Genomic DNA, 24639 nt, shown 5'->3' with positions numbered 1-24639 from the left:
CGCTCAATTTGCTAAGAAAATTCATGCAGTTACACTTAACGGGTTCCAATTTAAAGTTTTTGCTTTTATTGTCTCTTTTGCTATCTGCAAATTCTTCCGAATTTAAGGTAGCAACTTAAGTTAATTAATAGAATAATGGTTCATAGTGCATTTATTACACTATGAACCATCTATATGACTAACAATGTTTCTTCTCTGCTACGCTTTTTGGTGAAACTTTACCATACGCCGGACATTGTTGTTTACGGCAAGAACTCATTGCGGCAACCACCAAAAGAGAAAGAATCAGTAACTTAGGTTTCATTAAAATATAATTTTCGGTTCTACTTAAAACGTTCTACTGCTCAGTTTATTTTATACCAAAGCTTCTTCTGTCGTTTTCTTGCTTTTTTTTGATGAACCATTGCCGGGTATTGTATGTGTTTCTTTCTTTCCCTGCGCCTTATACCCTAAAATCTCCATCATTGAATTGCTATCCTGCTCTTCGGCAAAAAGTTCGGTTGTGATGTTTCCATCGGCATCTAAATTAACCAATACGTGCTGCGGTGCTGGGATCAGACAGTGTTGGATACCACCATATCCGCCTAAAGACTCCTGATAAGCACCAGTATGGAAAAATCCGATATATTGGTCTTCATTCTCAATATCAAATATTGGCAAATACAAGTCTTCTGAATGAGCCTCAGTATTATAAAAATCCTGAGAATCACAGGTTAAGCCACCCAGGTTTACCTTTTCATAAGGGCTATCCCAGTTATTCACAGGCATCATGATATACTTCTGGCCAATTCCCCATGAATCTGGCAATTGAGTAATGAACGAGCCATCTATCATATACCACAACTCACGGTCATTCTGTTGTTTTTTATCAATCACCTTATAAATAACCGCTCCACTCTCTCCTACTGTATAGCTACCAAACTCAGTAAATATATGTGGCACAGGCACATTGTTTTTATTACAAATCCATTGAATATTCTCAATGATTTCATCAATCATTGCCTGATAATCATAGTTGAATACCAATGATGTCTGAATCGGTAACCCGCCGCCAATATCAATCGAATCAAGGTCTGGGCATATCTTCTTCATTTCGCAGTATTTAAACATGAAACGAGTTAACTCTGACCAGTAATACGCATTATCTTTGATACCAGCATTGATAAAGAAATGAAGCATTTTCAGCTTAAATCTTGGATTTGGCTTTATTTTCTCTTTATACAACTCATTTATATCATTGTATCTTACACCTAAACGAGAAGTATAAAAAGCAAAGTTCGGCTCCTCATCTGTTGCAATTCTGATGCCAAGGTTTACCGTTTCAGCAGTAGAGTTTTGCAAGTAGTAATCAATCTCTTTCAGATTATCTAAAATCGGAATACAATTTACAAAACCTTCGTTATGTAAGGCAGAAATACCCTCTAAGTACTTCGGACGTTTGTATCCGTTACAGATAACGTAGGTATTCTGATTAATTTTGTTCTCGTCATACAAAGCTCTGATAATATCCATATCAAAGGCAGACGAGGTTTCGAGGTGAACATTACTATTCAGCGCTGTTTCAATGACAAACCTAAAATGTGATGACTTTGTACAATAACAGTACGTGTAGCTCCCTTTATAATTATATTTCTTCATGGCATTTCTGAAAAGCAACTTGGCGTTTTCGACATGTTCTGAAATTTTAGGCAGATAACTGATTTTTAATGGCGTACCATATTGTTTGATAATGTCCATCAGTGGAACATTGTTAAACATAAGGGTGTGTGCTTCGTCAACACCGAATTCCCGGGTCGGAAATTCAAAGGTTTGTTCAATAAGGTCTATGTAACGTTTCATCTCTAAGTAAAATGCATAAAAACTTTTAAAGTTTTGGAATGATACGGCCTATCTCTATGAGAAAATTTGTGCAAATGTGACATAAATTTAACAACTTTGCAACGATATTTATAACACAGTTTTTGTGACTGTGGTTCATAAATTTATATTCATTCATTTTTTGCTATCATCATACAAAACTCAACGGAATAAGCTTTTAAAAAACGCGTTGATTTGTGAAATTCTTGTTATAAATGAGCCAAAAAATTCACTTTATTGCTATCGGGGGCGCTGTGATGCACAACCTGGCGCTTGCACTTCATAAAAAAGGATATATCGTAACCGGTTCAGACGACGAAATAAACGACCCTTCAAAAAGCCGCCTGGCTGAAGTAGGCATCTTACCTGCTGAGTTGGGTTGGTTTCCTGAAAAAATAACAAAAGACTTAAATGCGGTTATCTTAGGCATGCATGCGTTTGCTGATAACCCTGAGCTAGCTAAAGCACAGGAATTAGGCATAAAAGTCTATTCTTTCCCTGAATATATCTACGAGCAAAGTCTTAACAAACTGCGTGTGGTCATTGCCGGAAGTCATGGCAAAACAAGTATCACTAGTATGATTCTGCACGTATTAAAGTTTTACAACCGTAAATTTGATTATCTGGTAGGTGCGCAGATTGAGGGTTTTGACGTAATGGTTAATCTTGATGATGAGTCGCCAGTGATAATTATTGAGGGTGATGAATACCCAGAATCAAAGGTTCATTTGAAATCCAAATTCTTGTTTTATCATCCACATGTTTGCTTGATCAGCGGTATTGCCTGGGATCACTTCAATATCTTCAAGACTTTCGACAGCTACGTTCAGACTTTTGAAGAATTAGCCGATGGTTTACCTAAAGCAGGTGCGATTATCTATGATGAAACTGATGATATTGTAAAAGTAATTGGTGAAAAAGACCGTCCGGATGTAGGCAAATTCCCATATAAAGCGCATCCTTATAAAGTTGAAAATGGTAAATGTATCTTGCAAGTAGGTAAAACAGAAGTACCATTAGAGATTTTCGGTGAGCACAATATGAAAAACCTTAATGGTGCCAAGATTATTCTTGACCGCCTGGGCATCACTGACGAAGAATTCTACGAAGCGATCAAACATTTTAAAGGAGCTTCAAAAAGATTGGAAAAATTAGGTGAGAATACCAATACACTCATTTTCAGAGATTTTGCGCATGCGCCATCTAAACTAAAAGCGACGACCAATGCTACTAAAATGCTTCATAACAACCGTCGACTGATTGCGTGTTATGAATTGCATACTTTCAGTAGCTTGAATAAAGACTTTTTACCGCAATACGAGGGAACAATGGAAGATGCTGATACGGCAATAGTTTTCTATTCTCCACATACGCTTGAAATGAAACGCCTCCCTCCTATTTCACCGGAAGAAATCAAAAAAGCTTTTGGTGATGATAATTTATTAGTATTTACAGAAAGAGAACAGATTGTTGACTTTTTGTTAGAACAAAACTGGTTTCAGACTAATTTATTAATGATGTCGTCAGGCACATTTGGTGGTTTGGTTTTACCTGAGTTGGCCAAGCGCATATTGGAAAAAGAAGTGAAAGAAGAGTTCCCGAAGGTAAAAGTAATCTCTGAGCAAAAAGAAGATAATTCGTGGTCAGGTCTGCTTACGCAGTTTAAAAAAGTATTTAATAACGAGTAATATATCTCAGGTAGAGGCATCTGCCGGATGCCTCTACCTATACTTCAAAAAAGCCCAAAGTTTTCTTTTTTTCAGGTAACTGAAATCTTTCTCATTGGCATAAGCCTCTTTCTCAAAACTGATTCTTCTGTACGCTACCCACCATTGCCCGCATCTGGCATAATGATAAATCCATTCGGCTACATACCATACGTAGAAAGGTATAACTAACAATTCTAATTGCTGCCAGATATGAATCCGCTCATGGTTTAATAAAATGTCATTAGGCTTTTTAGGCCGCACAATGATGAACGGGAACAGTGTAATTCCGTTTATTTTTCTAAAAGGTATGCCTTTAATGATAATCATATTTCCAAAAGTAGTAACTATTTCGACCTATCTGAAATATTTAAATACGAATCTTCGTTTATGCTACCATAGTTCCTTGTATAAGGCCAATTATCCTAAAAATATTAGGAAACTTTCAAATCCTTTTACACCTTTACAGCAGTTTTAAACATTAACTTATTAATCGATGAAAAAAATCAGTCTTTTTGTATCGGCATTGCTTATTAGCACGCTATCTTTTGCGCAAACTGCTGAAGAAGTTATTAACAACTACGTTACGGCAATTGGTGGCAAAGATGCCATTGCAAAAATAAAAGATTTAAGTATGACTTTTACCGGTGAAGCACAAGGTGCCAACTTAGAAATTCTTATTCAAAAAAAATCTCCTAATAAATTTTTACAGTCTGTAAGTGTAACCGGAATGGGTGAAGTACAGAAACAAGTATGCGATGGTACTAAAGTTCGCGCTAGCGGCATGCAAGGATCAGAAGATATTACTGATCCTGAGAAAGTAAAAGCAGTTGCTATGCAGGCTGTAATTGTACCGGAAGCAGAATACACTGCTATGGGTGCTAAATTAACTTATGTAGGTAAAGAAAAAGTAAACAATGCTGATGCGTATAAACTTGACGTAACAATTGGATCGGTTAAAATGACTGAATTCTATGATGCAGCTACAGGCTTAAAAGTTCGCCAGGTAATTACCGCAGAAACACCAATGGGCGCGCAAACGATTACTTCTGACTATACTGATTACAAAGCTATTAACGGTGTAAAATTTGCACACAAACTAAGCCAGGATTTAGGCATGATGCAATTGGCCTTAACAGCTTCTAAAATTGAAGCTAACACTAATCTGGCTGATACATTATTTGAGATTAAGTAATCGAATGTCAATAAAATTATTGAATAAGAGGAATAGTCTTTTGGGCCTATTCCTCTTTTTTTGCCATCATACCTACGCACAAACCCGTTTTGAATTTTCCCATCCTCAGATGGGCACTATGTTCAGGATTGTATTTTATGCCCCTGACTCTGCCAAAGCATTAGCTGCTACTCAAAAAGCATTCATCCGTTTAGATACTTTAAACATGATTTTAAGCGATTATCGTGAAGACAGCGAGATTAACCGTTTATGTCGTACTTCTGGTACGGGGCAGTATGTAAAAGTAAGCGATGATTTATGGAAAATCACACAAGAATCTATCAAAGGTGCCCGTTTGACAGAAAGTAATTTTGATATTACCATTGGCCCTATGACTCAATTATGGAGGCGCATGAAACGCCAGAAACAACTCCCCTCTGATACCCAAATTGCTGAGGCAAGGGCAAAAATAGGTATGGAGAATATTGTAATCGATAATAAGAATCAGGCTATCATGCTGAAAAAGCAGGGGATGCGCATTGATTTTGGAGGAATAGGCAAAGGCTATGCAGAAGATGAAATGATGAAAATATTGCAGGCAGATGGCATTACATCAGCTATGATTGAAGCAGGTGGAAATATTGTCATTTCAAATGCGCCTCCACAAGAAAAAGGGTGGAAAGTAATTATTACTAACAAAGATTATTATCTCAAAAACTGTGGGATATCTACCTCAGGAGATATGTATCAGTTTGTTGAAATAGACGGCAGAAAATACTCGCATATTATCGATCCAAAGAAAGGTATCGGAGGCACAGAATTACATCAGGTAACCATTATCAGCAAAGATGGAACAAGCTCTGAATGGCTCTCAAAAGCTTTGTACCTGATGGATAAAGAAAAGAGTAAGAAGCTGGTCAAAAAAATGAAAGCAGTGGCATTTTACTAAGCTATTGCTTTCCGTTTTTTAACGAGTAAGTCAGTTTGCTGATAGAAAAAACTTCTCTATTGGCAAGATCTTTTCTGATGCTCTGGTAGCCATAAGCGAGAAAACTATGCCCAAACCAGGCTATGAGATTTGTTCGATCAGTATCTGTAATTCTTTCAGCATCAGAATTGGCCTTTAAATCAAAGCTCTCCAGGTCTTTTATTTTCTCGTCTTTTTTTACTACTACCGCTTTGATTAAGTCCTCATCAGGGTAGGCCAGTATATGTAAATCGTCCTGACGGGTAATCTGCACTTTAGGATTTAGTTCGCTCCCCTCTACATCTTTCAAGGAAATGCTGTTGTCCCACAATAATTTGCCGTTATGGTCGAACCCGCATAGGATGGCATGTGTATAGCGGAAATTATTATAGGTATCGCCTCCTATCCGATAACTACGCCAATTGCTAAAACCATTATTGGCAGGGGCTTTGTATTCAGGATAAAACACTTCGGCAATTAATATCCAGCCTTCGGGCGTGGAAACAATATCGTGTAGTAGTAATCTGTTTCGCAGTTTTACCTCTTTACCTCTCTCCTTTTTAAGTCTGATTTTCTCCTTTATTTTTTCTTCTTTCTTAGGTGCCATAAAGCTGAAGAAGTTTCGCAAATCTGAGAAATCGATGTATTGGATTTTAGAATCATTAGAGAGATTCTGCATATAAATACCGATAGAAAGTGGCGAGCAGCCTTCTGCATAATTACCCAATAATAAAGAGGAGCCATCATCCATATTCAGTATTTTGCCCGAAATTGGTGTTCTTTGTTTATCACCCAACCCCATTGTGCTTAGTGGCTTACCGTCATATGAATAAGTTTTGATGATATACTGGCAGTTCCGCTCGTTTTTCAGCATTACATAGACCAGTTCATTCTGCACACTCACATCCATTTCGCTAATCATTAAATGATTGGCATGAATTTCCGGCAATACTTTAGAGGTTTTATCGAAGAAACTAAACATGACCACTACCGGACGGTCATTGTATTTGCCGCCAATAAAAGCCTTGCTTTGCAGCACTGTAAAGTGCTCTATGTCCATATTAGTCAGTAAATCGCCCTCAACATAGGTTTTATCACCAGAATCCAGATCTAAGCGCAATACACGTATGTCAGTTCTTTCCCGTTTCTTGAAAAGTACAAATAAATAGCGGTCGTTCTGATAAGTCTTGTTTAGTAGAAATTCTTCTTCGGGTACAAATGTTACTTTCCATTGTTCCGCAAGCGTACTATCATATTTGTGGAAATCAAGCGTGGTTTTCCGACGATACACGTCTTCACTTGAGTGAAATAATAAAACACCATTTTCCTGTAACGAAAACAACTGGTGGTCTTCGTCCATTGTGCTACTTCGCTCAAACTCTATCCTTTTTCCCTGTACCAATTGTGCAGAAATTGAAAAAGGCAGTAGCAGCAAAAAAGTAAAAATTAGTAAATAACGTTTATCTATGCTTTTCATAATAGCTATTCTTAAAATCAACGGGTTACGCACCCCGAATAATCGCGCCTCGTTTCCCTAGCTCTATCACCCCTAAGTTAGACATTTTTCGATTATCCAAAGTAAATTTCAATAAAGTTTTTACTTTATGAAAGCCCTCATTACCTGCTGCGCCGGGATTCATATATAGCATATTATTCATTTTCTCATCCTTTATCACACGTAGTATATGCGAATGCCCGCAAACGAAAATATCGGGTATCTGCTCTTTAAATTTTTTCTTTACTGCCGGATTATAATTAGGAGGAGCTCCACCTATATGAGTCATCCAGATATTGAAGCCCTCCAATGTAAAAAACTCATGCTCGGGTAATTGCCACTGTATTTCTTTTGAATCAATATTGCCAAATACAAACCGAGTAGGCTTGAAAGCCTGCAATTGCTCAATAATCTTTACCGAACCCACGTCACCTGCATGCCAGAGTTCGTCACAGTCTTTGAAGTGTTCAAAAACCGTTTCATCCAAATATCCGTGTGTGTCTGATATGAGTCCTATATGGGTCATTACTAAATTATTAAATTAAGATTGAAGTGTAGATGCGGTTTGTAATTCTCTGAGTTTTATATATTTCAGACTGGCATAAATTGCCTGAGTAAAAGCCCAGACAAAACCTGGGTACCCATTAAGGAAATTAAGTCTGATAAAATACTCTACAAAAAAAGTGATGGGAAACTTGGTAATGACTTTTAATATAGAAGTACGTTTGCCTTTGACATATAGTTCTGCAGCACTTCTGGAAGAATAATCGTTCATCTTCTGGAAAAACTCTGCTATATCAGAGAAACTATAATGGAGCATTTCTCTTTTCAGCGTGAGTGTTTTCCCGTCTAAAACCACCTCTTCATGAACATCCTTATCATTATAATTCCCGAACTTCCGGTTGAATATTCGTAAAGTCGGCAGTTTTGATTCTCTGCCATATTTTAGTTTTTTATCCAGAAATATGAGTATCCTTGGCACCAGAAAACCCCTATATTCAGTATTTTGTGCCAGTTGAGCATCTATCTCTTTCTTTAATGCTTCGGTCACTACTTCGTCAGAATCTACTACAAATACCCAGTCGTTTTTGGCCTGATTTACGGCAAAATTTTTTTGTTTACCAAAGCCATCCAGTTTCCGGTGGTAAATCTTACAGCCGAACTCCTGTGCAATAGCCAGTGTTTCGTCGGTACTACCACTATCAACTACCACTATTTCATCGGCCCACCCTGCTACTGCTGCTAATACTTGCCTGATTGTTCGGGTACTGTTAAAAGTGAGAATTACTACTGAAAGATGCATTAGCTGTGGTTTTATTTCCAAAAGTAATATTGTTTGAAATTTTAACGGTGTAATTTTGCAAAAAAAATTGATTATTGAGATGATAGAAACCCACGCACATATTTACGACGACCAATTTGATGAAGATAGAGACTTGATGCTCAAACGCGCATTTGAGGCAGGCGTAAAGCAAATCTGGATGCCCAACTGCAACTCTGAAACCATTAATGGGATGTTGGCACTGGAAAATCAATATCCGGGTGTTTGTCTTCCCATGATGGGAGTTCACCCTTGTTATATCAAAGAAGACTATGAACAGGAGCTATATATTGTTGAAAACTTACTCAGTAGAAACGCCCAAAGGCCTTTCCAGATGATTGGAGAGATTGGGATTGATTTCTATTGGGATTTAAACTTTGTGCCACAGCAGGAGGAAGCCTTTATTGCACAATTGCGTCTTGCTCAAAAATATAATTTACCTATTTGCATTCACTCTCGTAACTCGAAAGATGGCCAGTTAAATGCCATTGTAAGATGTATTGAGTTAATTGAGCAATTTGGATGGAGTGATTTAAGAGGTATTTTCCATTGTTTTTCTGGTAATCTGGAAGAAGCACAGAGAGTGATAGGGCTTAACTTTTTATTAGGCATCGGAGGGGTTGCTACCTTTAAAAATGGGGGCATGGATAAAGTGCTTCCATTTATAGATTTAAAACATATGGTACTCGAAACTGATGCTCCTTATCTGGCGCCTGTACCGCATAGAGGTAAAAGAAATGAGGTTGCTTATATTGAGCTGGTAGCCCAAAGAATAGCCGAATTAAAGCAGGTCTCTTTTCAGGAAGTGGTACGACAGACTACTGAAAATGCCGTACATTTGATACATAAATAATACCTGAACATTGAACCTGAGACTCCTCTTACTGGGAATTTTATTTGCTGCGTCATGGGCTTCGGCTTCGGCAGCTGCCAAATTCGGACTTCGTTCTGTAGAACCATTAGTACTTTTTCAGATACGATTCTTATCGGCTGGTATTATTATGCTTGCCTTTTCGTTTTTGTTTCAAAGAGATCGTCTGCCCAAAGGCAAAGAGTGGTGGGAACTAACCATATTCGGTTTATTAAATGTTACCCTTTACCTGAGTTTCTTTGTATTGGGTATTAAAGAAGTAGCTGCAGGTATTGGGAGTCTTTCAACAGCCACTAACCCGTTGTTTATTAGTATTATTTCGGCTTTCTGGATGGGCCGACAGGTAAAGAGGGCTGAGTGGCTGGCTGTATTATTGGGTCTATTAGGGGTTGGTCTTGCCACCTATCCGCTTTTGCAAAAAAGTTTTGCTACTCCTCTAGGGCTTTTTTATATGTTTCTCAGTATGCTTTCTTACTCGGTGGGTACTATTTACTATTCTAAAATTGACTGGAAATTATCACGCACAGCCATTAATGGCTGGCAGGTATTCTTAGGCGGTATTCTGATGTTGCCTCTTACATTTATTTTGCACAAAGAGCCCAATCATTTTGACCTTAATTTTACGCTATCTGTACTCTGGTTGATATTTCCGGTTTCAATTCTAGCCGTGCAATTATGGTTATATCTTCTGGAAGTTGACCCGGTTAAAGCTTCGTTCTTCTTATTCCTCTGCCCTATTTTCGGGTTTATTTATTCCTATCTGCTGCTTGATGAACCTATTACCTATCATACTTTTTTAGGTACTGCGTTAGTAATTGTTGGCTTGTATGTCGGGCAGCGTGAAAAGTCTAATCAAAAAAATGGCAAGTAGTTTGTAGTAAACTATTTATCAGGTTTTTATATTAAAGCACATATTTATCACTGATATTTACGTTAAGAAAAAGTGATACTATTGATTGTATGAGATATACTATTTTTACTACCCTTTCTGTCGCTACGGTTTTGTGTCTTTCGCTGATGAACTCTTGCAGTAAACAAGAGACGGTTGACTCTGAAGTATCTAGCTTTGATTTAATACAGGATAAAATATTGACGAAGTCTTGCGCTGTACAGGGCTGTCATTTCTCTGAAAACGATGGTGCCTTTGCCCAACATGGTCTGGTGTTAACGAAAGGTAAAGCGTATAATAATTTATATGAGATAGACCCAAAAAATGACCAGGCTAGAGCAGACGGTTTAAAATTAGTAAAAGCTTTTAACTCCTTACAAAGCTTATTTTTCCATAAATTGAATGTTGATAATAGCCATCATGGCGGTAAAAATTATGGTAGCACCATGCCATTGGGAAGCGAACCGCTCTATGCAGGACAAATCGAGTATATCAGAAGATGGATTGAAGCCGGAGCTCCCGAAAAAGGAGCTGTGGCAGATGCCAAACTATTAGACGATACCACCCCAAGCAATACAACTCCATTTGAAGTATTGGCCGCTCCTGCTAGTGGAACAGGTTATCAGATGAAATTAGATAAGTTTGATGTAGCTCCTGATTTTGAAAGAGAGCTGTTTGTAAGAAAACCTTTAGGGAACATTGAAACTGCCTATGTAAATAGAATTCAGATAAGAATGCGTCCGGGAAGTCATCATTTTATTCTATATGGATTCAGAGACAAGAATAATCTGGCTCCTTTGAATCAGGTACGTGATTTACGTAATCCGGATGGCTCACTGAATGTTCTTACGTTTCAGCAAATGGGTAATCATATCTTTAATTTTGGTGGAAGCGAAGCCAATATGGATTATACTTTTCCGGAAGGAACAGCCGTTGAAGTAGCTCCGAATACTACTTTTGATATGAACTCTCATTACTACAATAAAGGTACAAGCGCCATTCCCGGAGAAGTTTATATCAATCTTTACACAACCAATAAGGCTAATGTAAAGAACACGCTAAAAGTGCTTGATTTAGCCAATAATAACCTCACGATTCTACCTAAACAAAAAACGGTTATTTCCAAAAACTTCACATTCGACAAGAATATAAAAATAGCTATGCTATTCTCTCATACGCATAAATTAGGTGAAAAGTTTGAAATACTCATAAAAGGCGGTAGCAGAGATGGTGAAGTGGTTTATACCTCAACCAATTGGGAACATCCTGAAAAAATTAATTATACCCCTTATATCTCCCTAAAAAAAGGCGAGGGACTTACTTCAAGAATCACTTATAATAATACTACAGACAAAACTGTGAGATTCGGATTGACAACTGAGGATGAAATGGGGATAATATTTGGGTATTATTTTGAGGAATAGAAGTCTAATGAGTGATTGAGCGAATTGTTGTTGAGTGATTATTTGTACGCTAGATGGAGATTAATATATTGAGCATCAATTATTAATTCTTAAATAATAAATCACTCAATTTCATAATCAAAAAAGCCTGAAAACTCGCGTTGTTTTCAGGCTTTTTTAATTTCTTTTACAATTCTACTTCAAATCACTACTAATCGTAAAAAGAACGATAATTACTAAAATATCTAACACTGGCACTAAACTTACTTTAAAAGCAAAGTCGTAATTGTGGCGCACATACGCGATCCATGAAATAATTTGTGATAAGATAATTAAGACAGGTAAAGCAACAAGAGTTCCAAAAATCAACCATGTTCTTCTACTCGCGCCTGAATCAAATACAAAAGGAGACATAATAGCGCCGAATGCAGCAGGAATCAGAATAAGTAGCATAACAATGTTAGCAATTAAACTACATGTTTTCATAGGGGTTAGTATTTAAAGGGTTAGATTAATCAAATATAATAATTCTTCACAAAAAATTAATTTTTTTAATAAAAAAAGCATGTAATTTTAGGATTCCAAAACTTTTATGAATAACCTATCACTACTACTTTCTATTTCCTTAGTCAGCTTTATGCCAGGGATAGTTGGTTGGTTGTGGTTTTACTAACTTTTACGCATGGCCTCTCAAACGAAATCTAACAAATTCCGTTCCGTTCTCCTATTATTCATTTTTTTCTTTTCCGGTTTTGCAGCCCTTATCTATCAGGTAATCTGGCAACGATGGTTGGTTTTTTATACCGGGATTAGTTCTGTCAGCATCAGCCTTATTGTTTCTGCATTTATGGCAGGATTAGGCTTAGGCTATTTAGCGGGTGGACAGTTAGCCGACCGGGCAGGCAAAAATAGACCTATTTTACTATTTGTATTAGCCGAAACGGGCATTGGGCTTTTTGCTTTATTTAGTAAAAGCATCATTTATGATTGGTTGTATCAATCTAATGCCTTACAGGCAGGTTCTAGCTTTCAGATTTATCTGATTCTTTTTCTGGTATTGCTTTTTCCTACTTTCCTGATGGGACTATCTTTACCATTGCTATCTAAGGCATTTGAAGAAAAAACATCTGAAAATCAGGCTAATTACATCAGTTTATTGTATTTCACCAATACGCTCGGGGCAGCCATAGGTACTTTTGTGACTTCTTTCGTCCTTATTCGTGTGATGGGCTTTGAGAATGCCGTACGTTTGGGTGCTTTCTTTAATTTTGCCTGTGCGGTCACTTCTATTATTATTTATTATAGGGAAAACAAACGTAATCAAACCACCAAAAGCAAAGAAGAGCCCATATTTATTCCTGGTTCCAAAGCAACAGGATTTTCATGGAACCGTAATTTTCTCTACTGGATTCTGCAATATACTACTTCCGGTTTCATGGCTATCTGCTTCGAAATTATGTGGTTCCGGATGATTGAAACCATGATGAAATCAGTGGCCCTGACTTTTTCTATCATTCTGGCCATTTATCTGGGTATGATGGCTATAGGCACTTATTTTGGGGTTCGTTTCGCTAAAAATTATACTGGCAATCGGTTAAGATTATTCCTCAATTCTCAATACTTCTTATATGTTTATACCATTGGCTCTATTGTTATCTTACAATGGGCTATAAAAGATGTATCTGCTCTTTCCTTTCTATTTGATTATTTTAAAAGCTACGAGACATCTTTTGCCACTCATATAGTCATTTCTACCATGTTCATCATTCCGATGTTTCTGATGGCTGTTCCGACCTTTATTATGGGTTTTAGCTTTACTATATCGCAATTGATTATTCAGGATAAGTTTGAAGAAGTAGGCCGTAAAGTAGGTTGGTTACAATTTATGAATATTGTAGGCTCAACCGCCGGGGCGTGGTTTGTGACCTTGGTAGGGTTTAATTATTTAGGTACTTCTCTCACTATCAAGCTTATCAGTCTTATTGGCTTAGTCTATATTTTCATTCTGCATAAACATCGGTTCAACACTCTGCTTATGCGTATCAGTATGGCGGCTGTGCTTATTCTGGCGGTTGTTCTGTTGCCATCAAACGAAAAATTCTGGATGAAGCTGGGAGGCATGACCAGCGAAAAGGATTTCATTATCAGAGAAGATGAAACAGCTGTTTCATTTATTAAAACTTTTGACAAAGACTCGTTTGTTTATACCAATGGCTTAGGCCAAAGTATGTTTCCCTTCAATCAGGATAATACGCATATTGTTCTGGGGGCTATTCCGGCTTTGATACATCCTAACCCGGAAGATATTGGTATCATCGGCTTAGGGTCTGCGAGTACATTGTATAATGCCGGAGGTAGAGAAGTCACCAAAAATCTGGATTGTTTTGAAGTAATTGTTAATCAGCCTGATGCAGTGTATGAATTTGTGAGGCGTAGTGGAGATAGTTCAGCTCATTATATTATGACAGATAAACGAGTGAATCTGATTTTGCAGGATGGGCGTTATTTTTTACATAGAAATGACAAAAAATACGATATTATTGAGGCTGATGCCTTGCGGCCAAAATCATCTTATTCTGGGAATTTATATTCGGTTGAATACTTTAAACTCTTACGATCAAAATTGAAAGATGGCGGTTTAGCTATTACCTGGGGAGCAACCGAGCGCATCCAGAATAGTTTTTTGAGTGTATTTCCTTATACTTACGAATTTGGAGGCTTTATGTTGGTGGGCTCTAATAAACCTTTAGAACTCAACGAAGAAGAGATTCTAAAAAGATTAGATGATCCATTTACCAAAAACCATTATGGTCGTGCCAATATCGATGTAAGAGCCTTATTAACTGGCACTCTACAAAGCAAACGGGTATTACAAAATGGCACAACCAAAGATACCCCCAAAGTAAATTTAGATATGTGGCCAAAAGATGAGTTTGATTTTGGCAGAATCTGGGAAGGGATTTTGAATGAAGAGGAATGATTCTCGATTTATTTCAATAAAAAAGCACGAAACCTTACAGTCTCGTGCTTTTATTTTATCTCAATACGAAAAATTATTTCGCAATTTCCATATTTACTTCGCGGGCATTGATGGTTTTGCCTTGCATACCATCCAATACGCGTTTCACATCTTGTTGAGGTACTTCTACAAAACTGAATTTGTCATAAATATCAATTTGTCCGATAGCACGACCTGCGATGCGGGCTTCTGAAGTGATAGCACCTACAATATGGTTAGGAGCAACGTTGTCTTTACGGCCTAAGCTGATAAACAAACGTACCATGTCAGTTCTTCCTGAGCCACGGGCGCCAGTTTCCTGACGTCTTTCTCTCGGTTCGAAACGACGGTCATTACTACCACGTGAGTCTCTGTTTCCACTTCCATACTCACGACGGCCACCATCTCTGCTACCATATTGGCTTCTTGAATCTCTTCTATCGAATCTTGAATCCTGAGATCTTGGCTCACGGTAGCTATCAGATAGTTGTGCATCAGAGAATTCGCTCTTCACAGCGCCTACCTGCATTTGAATCAGCGCAGCCATGATTTGTGCATCAGAATAACCTTCTTCGCTCAATTCACCGATAATATCTTCGTAGAAATTATCAACACCTGAAAGAAGTGACGATCTTACTTGTTCTAAGAATTTACGGTGACGAGTTTTTACTAATTCATTGAATGTAGGGATATTGCCTTGTTCAATTTTTACTTTAGTATAGTTCTCGATATCACGCAGACGGTATTTATCACGACCAGAGATAAGCATGAAAGCTTTTCCTGTTTTACCTGCACGACCTGTACGGCCGATACGGTGTACGTAATATTCTAAATCCTGTGGTACATCAAAGTTAAATACTGCATCTACACCAGATACGTCGATACCACGGGCAGCTACATCAGTTGCCACCAGAATAGTGGTTACACCTGCACGGAATTTGCTCATTACCTGTGTACGCACTTGCTGACGCATATCGCCATGAAGACCTTCTGCGGCATAGCCACGAACTTGTAAATCACTTACGATTTCATCTACTTTTGATTTAGTGTTTGCAAACACCAACATCAATTTCAAATCATGTACATCTATTAAGCGAGTCATCACCTCCATTTTCGCTTCTTTACGTACAGCAAAGAAAAACTGCTCAATGTTGGCATTTGATACTTCTTTTTTCAATGTTTTTACGATTTCAGGGTTTTTCTGAAAACGTTTGGTAATTGAAAGAATCTCAGGCGACATAGTTGCTGAAAACAACAATGTTTGTCTTTCTGTAGGAGCAAAAGATAAGATTTTCTCAATATCTTCGCGGAAACCCATGTTCAACATTTCATCAGCTTCATCAAGGATAGCCAATTTAATGTCACTTAATACTAAAGTTTTGCGCTCCATGTGGTCCATGATACGACCAGGAGTACCCACTACAATCTGCGAACCTTTCTTTAGCGCTAAAAACTGACGTTCGTATGACTCACCACCATAGATGGCTGCTACGTTCAATCCTTTTTTGTACTTGGCTAATTTCTGGATTTGCTCTTTTACCTGAAGTGCCAACTCGCGGGTCGGACACATAATTAGCACCTGTGTGCTTTTATCTGTTTCGTCAACTGCTTCTATGGCCGGGATGCCAAAGGCTGCAGTTTTGCCTGTTCCTGTTTGCGCCTGACCGATTACATCGCCACCACGCATCACTACTGGAATTGCGGCTGATTGTATAGGCGTTGCATACTCAAAACCTAGCTCTTCGACCGCACGAAGAACATACTCCGAAAGCGGGAGCTCGGAAAATTTTACTACTTCCATCAAGGATAAGATATTTGTTAATCGGAACCTACACTGCCGTTCTCACGCATAACCGTGACTGCCCCGAATGCCGAAAAAATAATAAAGCGAACGATGAGAACCACCCGTTGCCTGCTCTGAAAGGAATTTGAAAGAAAGAGAAACTCTTCGTGTCGAATTTTTATTACTGCAGAGGCCCATACGGATGTGCCTTTCTTAAAACTTATGCAAAACTAATACAAATCTTTCTATTTACCAAGGATTTCGCAAAAATAATTGTATTTTTTCTAGAATAGTGATTTTTGGCACGCAAAAAATCACTATTCTAATATCAAATATTATTTATCCAATTAGTTGAGTTTTGTAACGGCCTGATATACGAGTACTTTGAATTTTTCACCCAGATCGCCATAGCTGTTTGGCACTTTCTGAGTCATAATTAAACCGATAATTCCTTCTTTCGGGTCAACCCAATAAGTAGTTCCATAGTACCCTCCCCAATCAAAAGTCCCTTCTGATGGTGTAATTCTGGCCGCCTCTGCTGTGGTGGTTAATCCAAAGCCTAAACCAAACTTTTTATTGCCAAGACTCAAGTCACCAATCTGGTTATGTATCATCATATTTACGGTAACCGGGCTTAACAATTGTTGTCCGTTGTACTTACCTCCATTCAGCAACATCTGTAAAAACATCGCATAATCTGTAGCTGTTGAAACCAACCCAGCCCCACCCGAAAAGTAAGTACCTTTCTTTGTAGGATAATTGCCCTGGTTACCAGTAACTTTTATTACTTTTTTATCTTTATCCTCGGTGTTTAAAGAAGCTAATCGATTAAATTTAGATTCAGGCAGATAGAAATAAGTATCATTCATACCGATAGGCTTAAAAACACGCTCATGCAAAAAGGCATCGAAACTCTTACCTGAAATTACTTCTACAAAATAACCTAACACATCGGTATTTAAACCATAAGTCCATTTTTCACCTGGCTGGTGTACCAAAGGCATTTTCCCTAATCTATTAATAGCATCGGCTAAGGTATTATCCGGCGTGCCAATACCACTTGGAATCTTATTTTTGGCATATATGGCTACTGCTTCTTTAGTACCAATACCTGCATAGCTGATACCCGAAGTGTGTGTCAATAAATCTCTGACCGTGATTTCTCTTTTGGCAGGAATCGTTGTATAAGTGCTATCTTTTTCATTGAATTTATCTAATACCGTCGGATTCTTGAATGAGGGAATATATTTAGAAATTGGGTCGTCCAATAGAAATTTACCCTCTTCATATAACATCATTACAGCAACGCTTGTAATAGCTTTACTTTGAGAGGCTATACGAAAAATAATGTCTTTCGGCATTGGCTTTTTAATTGATATATCATCATAGCCCAAGCCTTTGTGGTATACTATTTTACCATTACGAACAACTAAAACAACTGCGCCCGCAGTATATGATTTGTCAACGTACTCGTTCACTACCTTATCAATCCGCTGCAATCTTTGCGTACTCATACCCTGACTTTCAGGGGTAGCAGATACCAGGGTTTGAGAAAAAGAGAAATGATTTACTAATAAGATTAAAACAAGAGAATAAAAATATTTCATAATATTTAAGGTTTGAATAGATACTGTTTTATTGAACGCTTCTGAAAACAAATATATCGTTTCCAGTTGACTTTAATTAAGTTTTGTAATAGCCTGATAAACCATTACTTTGAATTTTTCTCCAATATCTGCATAGCTGTTTGGTATTTTCTGGGTCATAATCATGCCAATAATCCCCTCTTTTGGGTCAGCCCAATAAGCGGTGCTATAGGCTCCACCCCAATCAAAAGTTCCTTCTGAAGGCGTCAATCTGGCGGCTTCTGCTTCGGTTGTCAAGGCAAAACCTAAACCAAACTTTTTATTACCCAATTTAATATCGCCAATCTGGTTATGAATCATCATATTTATGATAACCGGGCTTAATAGTTGTTGCCCGTTGTATTTACCTCCATTGAGCAACATTTGCAGGAACATGGCATAGTCTGTAACGGTCGAAACCAATCCTCCCCCACCCGAGAAATAAGTACCTTTTTTCTTAGAGTAGTTGCCGTAGTCGCCGGTAACTTTCATTACTTTTTTGTTCTTATCTTCGGTATATAAACCAGCTAATCGGCTAAATTTAGACTCCGGTAGATAAAAATAGGTGTCTTTCATACCAATCGGCTTAAAAATGCGCTCCTGCAAAAACGCATCGAAACTCATGCCTGACATTACTTCGACAAAATACCCCAATACATCAGTATTTAATCCATAAGTAAACTTCTCCCCTGGATTATGGATTAAAGGTAATTTCGCTAATCTATTAATCGCATCTTCCAGTGTATAAAAAGGTGTATCAACTCCACCCGGAATATTATTTTTGGCATAGATAGCAATCGCTTCTCTTGTACCAATACCCGCATAACTGATACCAGAAGTATGGGTCAACAAATCTCTGATAGTAATTTCCCTCTTAGCCGGAACAGTCGTATAACTACTATCCTTGGGGTTGAACTTATCTAATACCGTTGGATTTCTGAACGAAGGGATATATTTAGAAATCGGGTCATCTAATAAAAACTTACCTTCTTCATACAACATCATCACAGCTACACTGGTAATAGCTTTGGTTTGAGAAGCAATACGAAAAACTGCATCTTTGTCCATCGCCTTTTTGGTTTCAATGTCATCATATCCCAGTCCCTTATGATACACTATTTTTCCATTACGAGCTACTAATACTACTACCCCCGATAGGTAAGATTTATCAATATAATCATTAACTGCTTTATCAATCCGCTGTAATCTTTGGGTGCTCATGCCCTGACTTTCGGGAGTTCCTACTCCTAAGGTTTGAGAGAAAGTAGTATAGTGTAACAGAAAGATAAAAACAATAGAATAAAGGTATTTCATGCTGTTTAAGGTTTGAATAGATTTGAAAACAAATATATCGTTTCTGATTGATTTCCAAACACTTAACCTTAGCAGATTTTAAATGAAAACGATATTTTAATCATTGAATCAAATTCCATCCATTCTTCCATTATTCAGAGAATTTAAATACATTTGACACGATAAATACCCCTATCCATGATTCACGAATCTTTCTTTGAAACTGATAATAAACAACGCAAAATTTTCTTTCAGAAATGGTTACCCGAGCATGATCATGCTAAAGGTATTATCGCCTTAGTGCACGGCTTAGGAGAACATAGTGGCAGATATGGACACGTAGCAGAGTTCTTTCTTTCGCAAGGCATAGCTATGATAGCCGTTGACACTTATGGACACGGTCAAACCACAGGCAAAAGAGGGCACGCCGATTCGATGGAAGCTTATATGGAACAAATGAGTCGCCTGCTTGAACTGGCTAAACAAACTGTTCCGAACAAACCCGTTTTCTTATACGGCCATAGTATGGGCGGAAATTTGGTTTTAAGTTATTTATTCAGACGTAAACCAACTATTAACGGCGTTATCGCCACTGCTCCCGCTGTTCGTCCGGGTTTCGAATTGCCTAAACTATTATTAGCTATTGGCAAAATAGCCCGTGTAATTGCCCCTTCATTTACCCAACCCAATTCATTAGATTTAGAAAATCTTTCACATGACCGCGAAGTAATTGAAAAATACAAGGCCGACCCCTTGGTACATAATCAGGCTTCCGGCATAGTAGGAATCGGCCTGATTGAATGGGGTGAATGGCTACTAAAAAATGTTAAACAGACGTCAGTTCCCATTTTAATCATGCACGGTACAGATGACAAACTGACTAGCTACGAGGCCAGTAAACAATTAGCTTCTCAACTATCAGGCGATGCTACTTTTAAAACCTATAAAGGGCTTTATCATGAAATTCATAATGAATTTGAAAAACAGAATGTTTTTAATGATATGCTGGTTTGGATAAAAAAGCACTTGTAACATCATTATTACATAAGTTTCAAGGCTTGGCACAGTATTTTTTGCTATCTTTATACAAGAATCAAAGAAAACCACTAAACCATAAAATTAATCCATGAAACTTGCTATCAGCTGCCAGCTTGATTATAAAATTGAAGAAAGTACACCACTTATCCTGATGCTTCGTCCTCGTAGCGGAGCCGGACAATGGGTAACGAAAGAAGAATATCTGTTAGAACCAAACGTACCTGTAACAGAGTACACCGATTTATACGGCAATCTTTGTCAACGGGTATTTACACCACAAGGAAATTTTAGTATCAAAACTTCGGCAATCGTAGAAGTAGCTGACCAGATAGATGTAGATTTTAGTGCTAATTTTGTACCTGTACAAGAATTACCTGATGATGTTTTAATTTATTTACTTCCTAGCCGTTACTGCGAGTCTGATAAATTGGGAAATTTAGCTTCTTCAATAGTAGCACATGTGGAGACCGGATATGAACAGGTTGAAGCCATTAGAAAATGGATTAATGCAAACATTATTTATGAATATGGGAATAGTAATGCATCCACTTCGGCTCAAGATACGGCTCAAAGCAAAATCGGTGTTTGCCGTGATTTTTCACATCTGGGTGTTGCTCTTTGCCGTAGTATGACTATACCTGCCCGCTTTGTAGTGGGTTATTTGCATCAACTTAAACCAATGGACTTGCACGCCTGGTTCGAAGCTTATCTGGGCGGACGATGGTATACTTTTGATGCCACCCAAACCGAACCTAAAGGAAATAGAGTAGTGCTGGCTTATGGGCGCGATGCCGCCGATGTAGCTTTGGCAACCCAATTCGGGCCCATGGAACTACAGAACATGACTGTATCTGTAGAACCTGCCCGGGAACAATAATTTCCCTAAACTTTTACTTTTTGAATGTCTCATTTTAATATATATAGTTCTTCTGCGGGGTCGGGCAAGACCTTTACTTTGACTAAAGAATACCTCAAATTATTATTTCTTAATAGCGATAAACAATTTTATTTCAAGCAGATACTAGCCATCACGTTTACGAATGATGCAGCTAATGAAATGAAAGAGCGTATCCTACAAGCGTTGAAAGAAATCTCTGATACTGACAATTTTAACGAAAAGTCAAAATCATGGGATCTGTTTCAGAAGATTGTAGAAGAAACCAGTCTACCGGCAGAGCTTATTCAAACAAAAGCAGCAACCATCTTCAAAAACATCATTTTAGAGTATTCTGATTTTGCTGTAAAGACCATTGATAGCTTTGTCAATCAATTAGTGAATGCTTTTACTGAGGAGCTGGGCTTGCCCTTCAACTACGAAATCGTATTGGATACTGATAGAGTCATGACCGAAGCCGCAGAGCGATTGATTGAGAAAGCAGGAGACGAAGAGTATCAGGAAATAACACGCATTTTAGAGAGTTTTATCGAAGAAAAAGTAGGCGACGGACAAAGCTGGAATTTTGTAACCGAAGAATTAGCTAAATTTGGCAATCACCTCATTAACGACCAGTACTACGCGCTACTCATCAAAATTGATGGACTTGGCGATAAAGATTTTAATGAAATAGCCAATAATATTCATACCTATCTGAAATGGTTTGAAGACACCATTACAGGCCTGGCAAAAAAAGCAACCGAACTAATTGAAGCAGAAGAATTAATCATTGACGACTTTACCCAGAAAGGCAAAGGTATAGGCGCCTATTTTTATAATATGCGTGAGGATTTTGAGAGCGAATATTATTATAAAAAAGACTCTTCACCCAACAGTTATCACTGGGCAGCCATCAGAGAAGACAAATGGTATAGTGCAAAAGGTACAGCCGCACCTATTCAGGCAAGTATTGATAGCATTAAAGAAGAATTACGAAGCATTTTTTATGAGATGCAGGAATTTAAGGATAATCACCTTAAAAAATATACGCTTTATAACCTTATCAGGCCTAACCTGCGAAAACTCGCTTTATTAAAGAAAATAAAAGCTGAATTTGATGAGGTATTAAAAGAAAAAAATCAGGTTTTCATTGCCGAATTTAACCGCAAAATTCTGAACATTATCTTGTCGGAACCAGTACCTTTTATTTACGAGCGTATTGGTGAGAAATATAAGCATTTGCTGATTGATGAGTTTCAGGATACATCTGATATGCAGTTTTATAACCTGCTGCCACTCATCGAAAACTCGTTGGCCGGCAATAATTTTAATCTGGTTGTAGGTGATGCCAAACAAGCTATCTATCGCTGGCGAGGTGGCAAGATGGAACTGATCGTGCATTTGTTTAAAGGCAATGTAAGAGCCCTCGCAACTAATCCTCTGGTTCAGATGCACCAAATAGACCAGTTTATTTCTATTGGTCATTATCTGGCGCCCAAATCTCTTACAACTAATTATCGGAGTGCACAGGAAATCATTGATTTCAACAACCGTTTTTTCCATGCCATCTTACAGATATACACTCCCCAGTTTCATTTTCTGCCTGATGTCTATGAAGATTTCAGACAAGAAAAACCTGCTAAGTCACTTACCGGAGGGCATATCCAACTGGAGTTTTTAGAATACGAAAAAGAGAATACCATTATGCTCAACCGTACACTTGAATTGATAAAACAAGTGTTGGAAGAGGGATATAATCAGGGAGATATAGCTATTCTATGCCGTCGGAATAAAGAATCTGCATTAGTTGCCAATTTTCTGACCAATGAAGGCTATCAAATTATTTCCCGGGATTCTTTATTGCTCAAAAACTCCTCAACAGTGCGATTGTTGGTGGCTTTTATGCAGATTATTAATCAACCTGATAATCGCCTGGTGAAGTCAGAGGCTGCTTATTTATTCTATCAGACAATTCTTCATTGTATACCTGATAGCCAAGCGAACACAGAAATTGCTGAAGCCGTAGAAGCTAGCGATCCATTCGTATTTTACCAGATTTTTGCCAGATATGGATATCGCCTCGATCCTATCATCATGATAAAATCAGGCATTTATGAGTTAGCCGAGAAAATTATTGATGCGTTTGATTTATTCAACCGCACCGACCAGAAAAACTATCTGTTCCGGTTTTTAGATGTAGTACTCAATTACAGTCTCAAAGAAAGCAACCACTTGCAGGATTTTCTGAGTTATTGGGAAGAGAAAAAAGATAGCCCAAGTCTATCGGTCAAATCTCCTGCCGAGCAAGATGCTATTACAATTACTACTATTCACCGCTCAAAAGGACTAGAATATCCTGTGGTGATTATTCCTTATGCACATTGGTCGTTAAGGCCCATGGCTTATGCCGAAATGTGGAGTGATTTAGAAGTATTAGATTATGAAGAGCTTTCATCAAAATCAGAAGACGGATTATCCAGGCTTCTCTCCTCTCCTATTAAGTTTAGTGAAAGGTTGAGCATGACAGATTTAGTTGGGCAATATAATGAAGAAATGCAGGCTACTTTCCTGGAAAATCTGAATATGGTCTATGTGGCTTTTACCCGAGCGGCAGATAAGTTGTTTGTGATTTCGCAGAAAAACCATTATAATAAAGCGCAGGGTGTTGGGGAATTAATCAAAGATTTCCTAACAATGGAGGGGTTATTCGCTCCCGAATTGAACCTATATGAAGTTAATAAGGGGAGTTTTATCAAAAAAGCAACTAACAAGCCTGTTGAGGAAGAAAAAATCTATTTAAAAAGAATCATCAGCGAAGATCGTAGCGATCGCCTAAGGTTGAGAAGACTATCAGAAAAAATCTTTGATACAGAAACCCTAGAAAAAAGTAAGGATAAATACAACAAAGTGCGGGCGGCATTTGCCAAAATCCGTACGCAGAACGATATACCCAATGCTTTAAGGGAGTTGGAGTTTGAGGGAGTTATCAATCCAAAAGAAGGGGGAGAAATAAAAGATGCCATTGAGACAATCATTAATTTACCTCTGCTAACACCGCTATTTGATGAAGACTTAATTATTGAAAACGAAAGGGAAATCTTATTGCCTAACGGAGATATAGAACGCCCTGACCGTGTAGTGATCAAAGACGACATGGTGTATATCATCAACTACAAACCTGGACGTAGCAACGATTTTTTCCAGAAAGAAAGAGATATAAAACAAATAAGAGATTTTGGTAAACTCTATCAGCAAATGGGTTCTGAAAATCTTAAATTGATGATTGTTTATCTGGAATCGATTGATATAATAAGTGTTTCGCTATAGTTCTTCTAACCACGGAGT

19 protein-coding genes are annotated in these 24639 nt (G+C 37.9%); 10 read left to right on the top strand and 9 right to left on the bottom strand.

The window, feature by feature from the left end:
- Positions 1-354 precede the first annotated feature (354 nt).
- A complete protein-coding gene (locus D0T08_RS26960) occupies positions 355-1839 on the bottom strand; it encodes an arginine decarboxylase (protein WP_229239066.1) in 1485 nt (494 codons plus the stop codon).
- A 233-nt stretch (positions 1840-2072) separates the two neighbouring features.
- Between D0T08_RS26960 and murC the strand changes: the two genes are divergently transcribed.
- A complete protein-coding gene (gene murC, locus D0T08_RS26955) occupies positions 2073-3545 on the top strand; it encodes a UDP-N-acetylmuramate--L-alanine ligase (RefSeq protein WP_116985867.1) in 1473 nt (490 codons plus the stop codon).
- A 33-nt stretch (positions 3546-3578) separates the two neighbouring features.
- On the opposite strand, the gene D0T08_RS26950 is transcribed toward murC, so the two are convergent.
- A complete protein-coding gene (locus tag D0T08_RS26950; RefSeq protein ID WP_116985866.1) occupies positions 3579-3893 on the bottom strand; it encodes a hypothetical protein in 315 nt (104 codons plus the stop codon).
- Between the two features lie 166 nt (positions 3894-4059).
- On the opposite strand from D0T08_RS26950, the gene D0T08_RS26945 reads away from it, so the two are divergent.
- Together D0T08_RS26945 and D0T08_RS26940 are read left to right on the top strand one after the other, a co-directional pair.
- Positions 4060-4758, top strand: a complete 699-nt coding sequence (locus D0T08_RS26945) for a hypothetical protein (protein ID WP_116985865.1) — start codon at positions 4060-4062, stop codon at positions 4756-4758.
- Positions 4759-4762: 4 nt separating this feature from the next.
- Positions 4763-5686: an FAD:protein FMN transferase gene (locus D0T08_RS26940; protein WP_116985864.1), complete on the top strand. Its 924-nt coding sequence runs from the start codon at positions 4763-4765 to the stop codon at positions 5684-5686.
- A gap of 1 nt (position 5687) precedes the next feature.
- Here the strand turns inward: D0T08_RS26940 and D0T08_RS26935 are convergent, their stop codons facing one another.
- The 3 genes from D0T08_RS26935 to D0T08_RS26925 are packed head-to-tail and all read right to left on the bottom strand — an operon-like array spanning position 5688 to position 8502.
- Complete coding sequence (locus D0T08_RS26935; RefSeq protein ID WP_116985863.1) at positions 5688-7181, bottom strand: hypothetical protein; 1494 nt, start codon at positions 7179-7181, stop codon at positions 5688-5690.
- Between the two features lie 25 nt (positions 7182-7206).
- On the bottom strand, positions 7207-7725 hold the full coding sequence (locus D0T08_RS26930; RefSeq protein ID WP_116985862.1) for a metallophosphoesterase: 519 nt from the start codon (positions 7723-7725) through the stop codon (positions 7207-7209).
- A 15-nt stretch (positions 7726-7740) separates the two neighbouring features.
- Positions 7741-8502 carry a glycosyltransferase family 2 protein gene (locus tag D0T08_RS26925; protein WP_116985861.1) on the bottom strand — a complete coding sequence of 254 codons (762 nt, stop codon included), beginning with the start codon at positions 8500-8502 and terminating at the stop codon, positions 7741-7743.
- Positions 8503-8581: 79 nt separating this feature from the next.
- Here D0T08_RS26925 and D0T08_RS26920 point away from each other — a divergent pair, with 79 nt between their 5' ends.
- The 3 genes from D0T08_RS26920 (at position 8582) to D0T08_RS26910 (ending at position 11704) form a co-directional block, all read left to right on the top strand.
- Positions 8582-9373, top strand: a complete 792-nt coding sequence (locus D0T08_RS26920; RefSeq protein ID WP_116985860.1) for a TatD family hydrolase — start codon at positions 8582-8584, stop codon at positions 9371-9373.
- A gap of 10 nt (positions 9374-9383) precedes the next feature.
- The gene (locus D0T08_RS26915; protein WP_116985859.1) at positions 9384-10262 is read left to right on the top strand and encodes a DMT family transporter; all 879 of its coding nucleotides are present in this window, start codon (positions 9384-9386) and stop codon (positions 10260-10262) included.
- Between the two features lie 89 nt (positions 10263-10351).
- Entirely contained in the window at positions 10352-11704 is a 1353-nt protein-coding gene (locus D0T08_RS26910) for a hypothetical protein (protein ID WP_116985858.1), read from the top strand.
- A 174-nt stretch (positions 11705-11878) separates the two neighbouring features.
- On the opposite strand, the gene D0T08_RS26905 is transcribed toward D0T08_RS26910, so the two are convergent.
- A complete protein-coding gene (locus tag D0T08_RS26905; protein ID WP_116985857.1) occupies positions 11879-12169 on the bottom strand; it encodes a hypothetical protein in 291 nt (96 codons plus the stop codon).
- Positions 12170-12365: 196 nt separating this feature from the next.
- Between D0T08_RS26905 and D0T08_RS26900 the strand changes: the two genes are divergently transcribed.
- Positions 12366-14663, top strand: coding sequence for a fused MFS/spermidine synthase (locus tag D0T08_RS26900; RefSeq protein ID WP_116985856.1), 2298 nt, complete (start codon positions 12366-12368; stop codon positions 14661-14663).
- A 73-nt stretch (positions 14664-14736) separates the two neighbouring features.
- Here D0T08_RS26900 and D0T08_RS26895 read toward each other — a convergent pair whose 3' ends face one another.
- The 3 genes from D0T08_RS26895 to D0T08_RS26885 all read right to left on the bottom strand — a co-directional run bounded on the left by D0T08_RS26895 (position 14737) and on the right by D0T08_RS26885 (position 19403).
- A complete protein-coding gene (locus D0T08_RS26895; protein ID WP_116985855.1) occupies positions 14737-16482 on the bottom strand; it encodes a DEAD/DEAH box helicase in 1746 nt (581 codons plus the stop codon).
- 329 nt (positions 16483-16811) lie between these two features.
- A complete protein-coding gene (locus D0T08_RS26890; protein WP_116985869.1) occupies positions 16812-18071 on the bottom strand; it encodes a serine hydrolase in 1260 nt (419 codons plus the stop codon).
- A gap of 72 nt (positions 18072-18143) precedes the next feature.
- Positions 18144-19403: a serine hydrolase gene (locus tag D0T08_RS26885; RefSeq protein ID WP_116985854.1), complete on the bottom strand. Its 1260-nt coding sequence runs from the start codon at positions 19401-19403 to the stop codon at positions 18144-18146.
- A 177-nt stretch (positions 19404-19580) separates the two neighbouring features.
- On the opposite strand from D0T08_RS26885, the gene D0T08_RS26880 reads away from it, so the two are divergent.
- The 3 genes from D0T08_RS26880 (at position 19581) to D0T08_RS26870 (ending at position 24621) form a co-directional block, all read left to right on the top strand.
- A complete protein-coding gene (locus tag D0T08_RS26880) occupies positions 19581-20414 on the top strand; it encodes an alpha/beta hydrolase (protein WP_116985853.1) in 834 nt (277 codons plus the stop codon).
- A gap of 94 nt (positions 20415-20508) precedes the next feature.
- Positions 20509-21297: a transglutaminase family protein gene (locus tag D0T08_RS26875; RefSeq protein WP_116985852.1), complete on the top strand. Its 789-nt coding sequence runs from the start codon at positions 20509-20511 to the stop codon at positions 21295-21297.
- A 24-nt stretch (positions 21298-21321) separates the two neighbouring features.
- Positions 21322-24621 carry a UvrD-helicase domain-containing protein gene (locus tag D0T08_RS26870; RefSeq protein ID WP_116985851.1) on the top strand — a complete coding sequence of 1100 codons (3300 nt, stop codon included), beginning with the start codon at positions 21322-21324 and terminating at the stop codon, positions 24619-24621.
- Positions 24622-24639: the final 18 nt, after the last annotated feature.

This window comes from Emticicia sp. C21, from assembly GCF_003418935.1.
Taxonomy (GTDB): domain Bacteria; phylum Bacteroidota; class Bacteroidia; order Cytophagales; family Spirosomataceae; genus Emticicia.
The sequence above is the reverse complement of the archived record's forward strand: the minus strand, read 5'-3'. Positions and strand labels throughout refer to the sequence as shown.

Bases quoted from the DNA above. Each gene is read 5' to 3' on its own strand.
- D0T08_RS26900 (WP_116985856.1), top strand. From the start codon at position 12,366: ATGGCCTCTCAAACGAAATCTAACAAATTCCGTTCCGTTCTCCTATTA.
- D0T08_RS26885 (WP_116985854.1), bottom strand. From the start codon at position 19,403: ATGAAATACCTTTATTCTATTGTTTTTATCTTTCTGTTACACTATACT.
- D0T08_RS26920 (WP_116985860.1), top strand. From the start codon at position 8,582: ATGATAGAAACCCACGCACATATTTACGACGACCAATTTGATGAAGAT.
- D0T08_RS26925 (WP_116985861.1), bottom strand. From the start codon at position 8,502: ATGCATCTTTCAGTAGTAATTCTCACTTTTAACAGTACCCGAACAATC.
- D0T08_RS26905 (WP_116985857.1), bottom strand. From the start codon at position 12,169: ATGAAAACATGTAGTTTAATTGCTAACATTGTTATGCTACTTATTCTG.
- D0T08_RS26875 (WP_116985852.1), top strand. From the start codon at position 20,509: ATGAAACTTGCTATCAGCTGCCAGCTTGATTATAAAATTGAAGAAAGT.
- D0T08_RS26870 (WP_116985851.1), top strand. From the start codon at position 21,322: ATGTCTCATTTTAATATATATAGTTCTTCTGCGGGGTCGGGCAAGACC.
- D0T08_RS26940 (WP_116985864.1), top strand. From the start codon at position 4,763: ATGTCAATAAAATTATTGAATAAGAGGAATAGTCTTTTGGGCCTATTC.
- murC (WP_116985867.1), top strand. From the start codon at position 2,073: ATGAGCCAAAAAATTCACTTTATTGCTATCGGGGGCGCTGTGATGCAC.
- D0T08_RS26910 (WP_116985858.1), top strand. From the start codon at position 10,352: ATGAGATATACTATTTTTACTACCCTTTCTGTCGCTACGGTTTTGTGT.
- D0T08_RS26960 (WP_229239066.1), bottom strand. From the start codon at position 1,839: ATGAAACGTTACATAGACCTTATTGAACAAACCTTTGAATTTCCGACC.
- D0T08_RS26880 (WP_116985853.1), top strand. From the start codon at position 19,581: ATGATTCACGAATCTTTCTTTGAAACTGATAATAAACAACGCAAAATT.
- D0T08_RS26950 (WP_116985866.1), bottom strand. From the start codon at position 3,893: ATGATTATCATTAAAGGCATACCTTTTAGAAAAATAAACGGAATTACA.
- D0T08_RS26945 (WP_116985865.1), top strand. From the start codon at position 4,060: ATGAAAAAAATCAGTCTTTTTGTATCGGCATTGCTTATTAGCACGCTA.
- D0T08_RS26895 (WP_116985855.1), bottom strand. From the start codon at position 16,482: ATGGAAGTAGTAAAATTTTCCGAGCTCCCGCTTTCGGAGTATGTTCTT.
- D0T08_RS26890 (WP_116985869.1), bottom strand. From the start codon at position 18,071: ATGAAATATTTTTATTCTCTTGTTTTAATCTTATTAGTAAATCATTTC.
- D0T08_RS26930 (WP_116985862.1), bottom strand. From the start codon at position 7,725: ATGACCCATATAGGACTCATATCAGACACACACGGATATTTGGATGAA.
- D0T08_RS26935 (WP_116985863.1), bottom strand. From the start codon at position 7,181: ATGAAAAGCATAGATAAACGTTATTTACTAATTTTTACTTTTTTGCTG.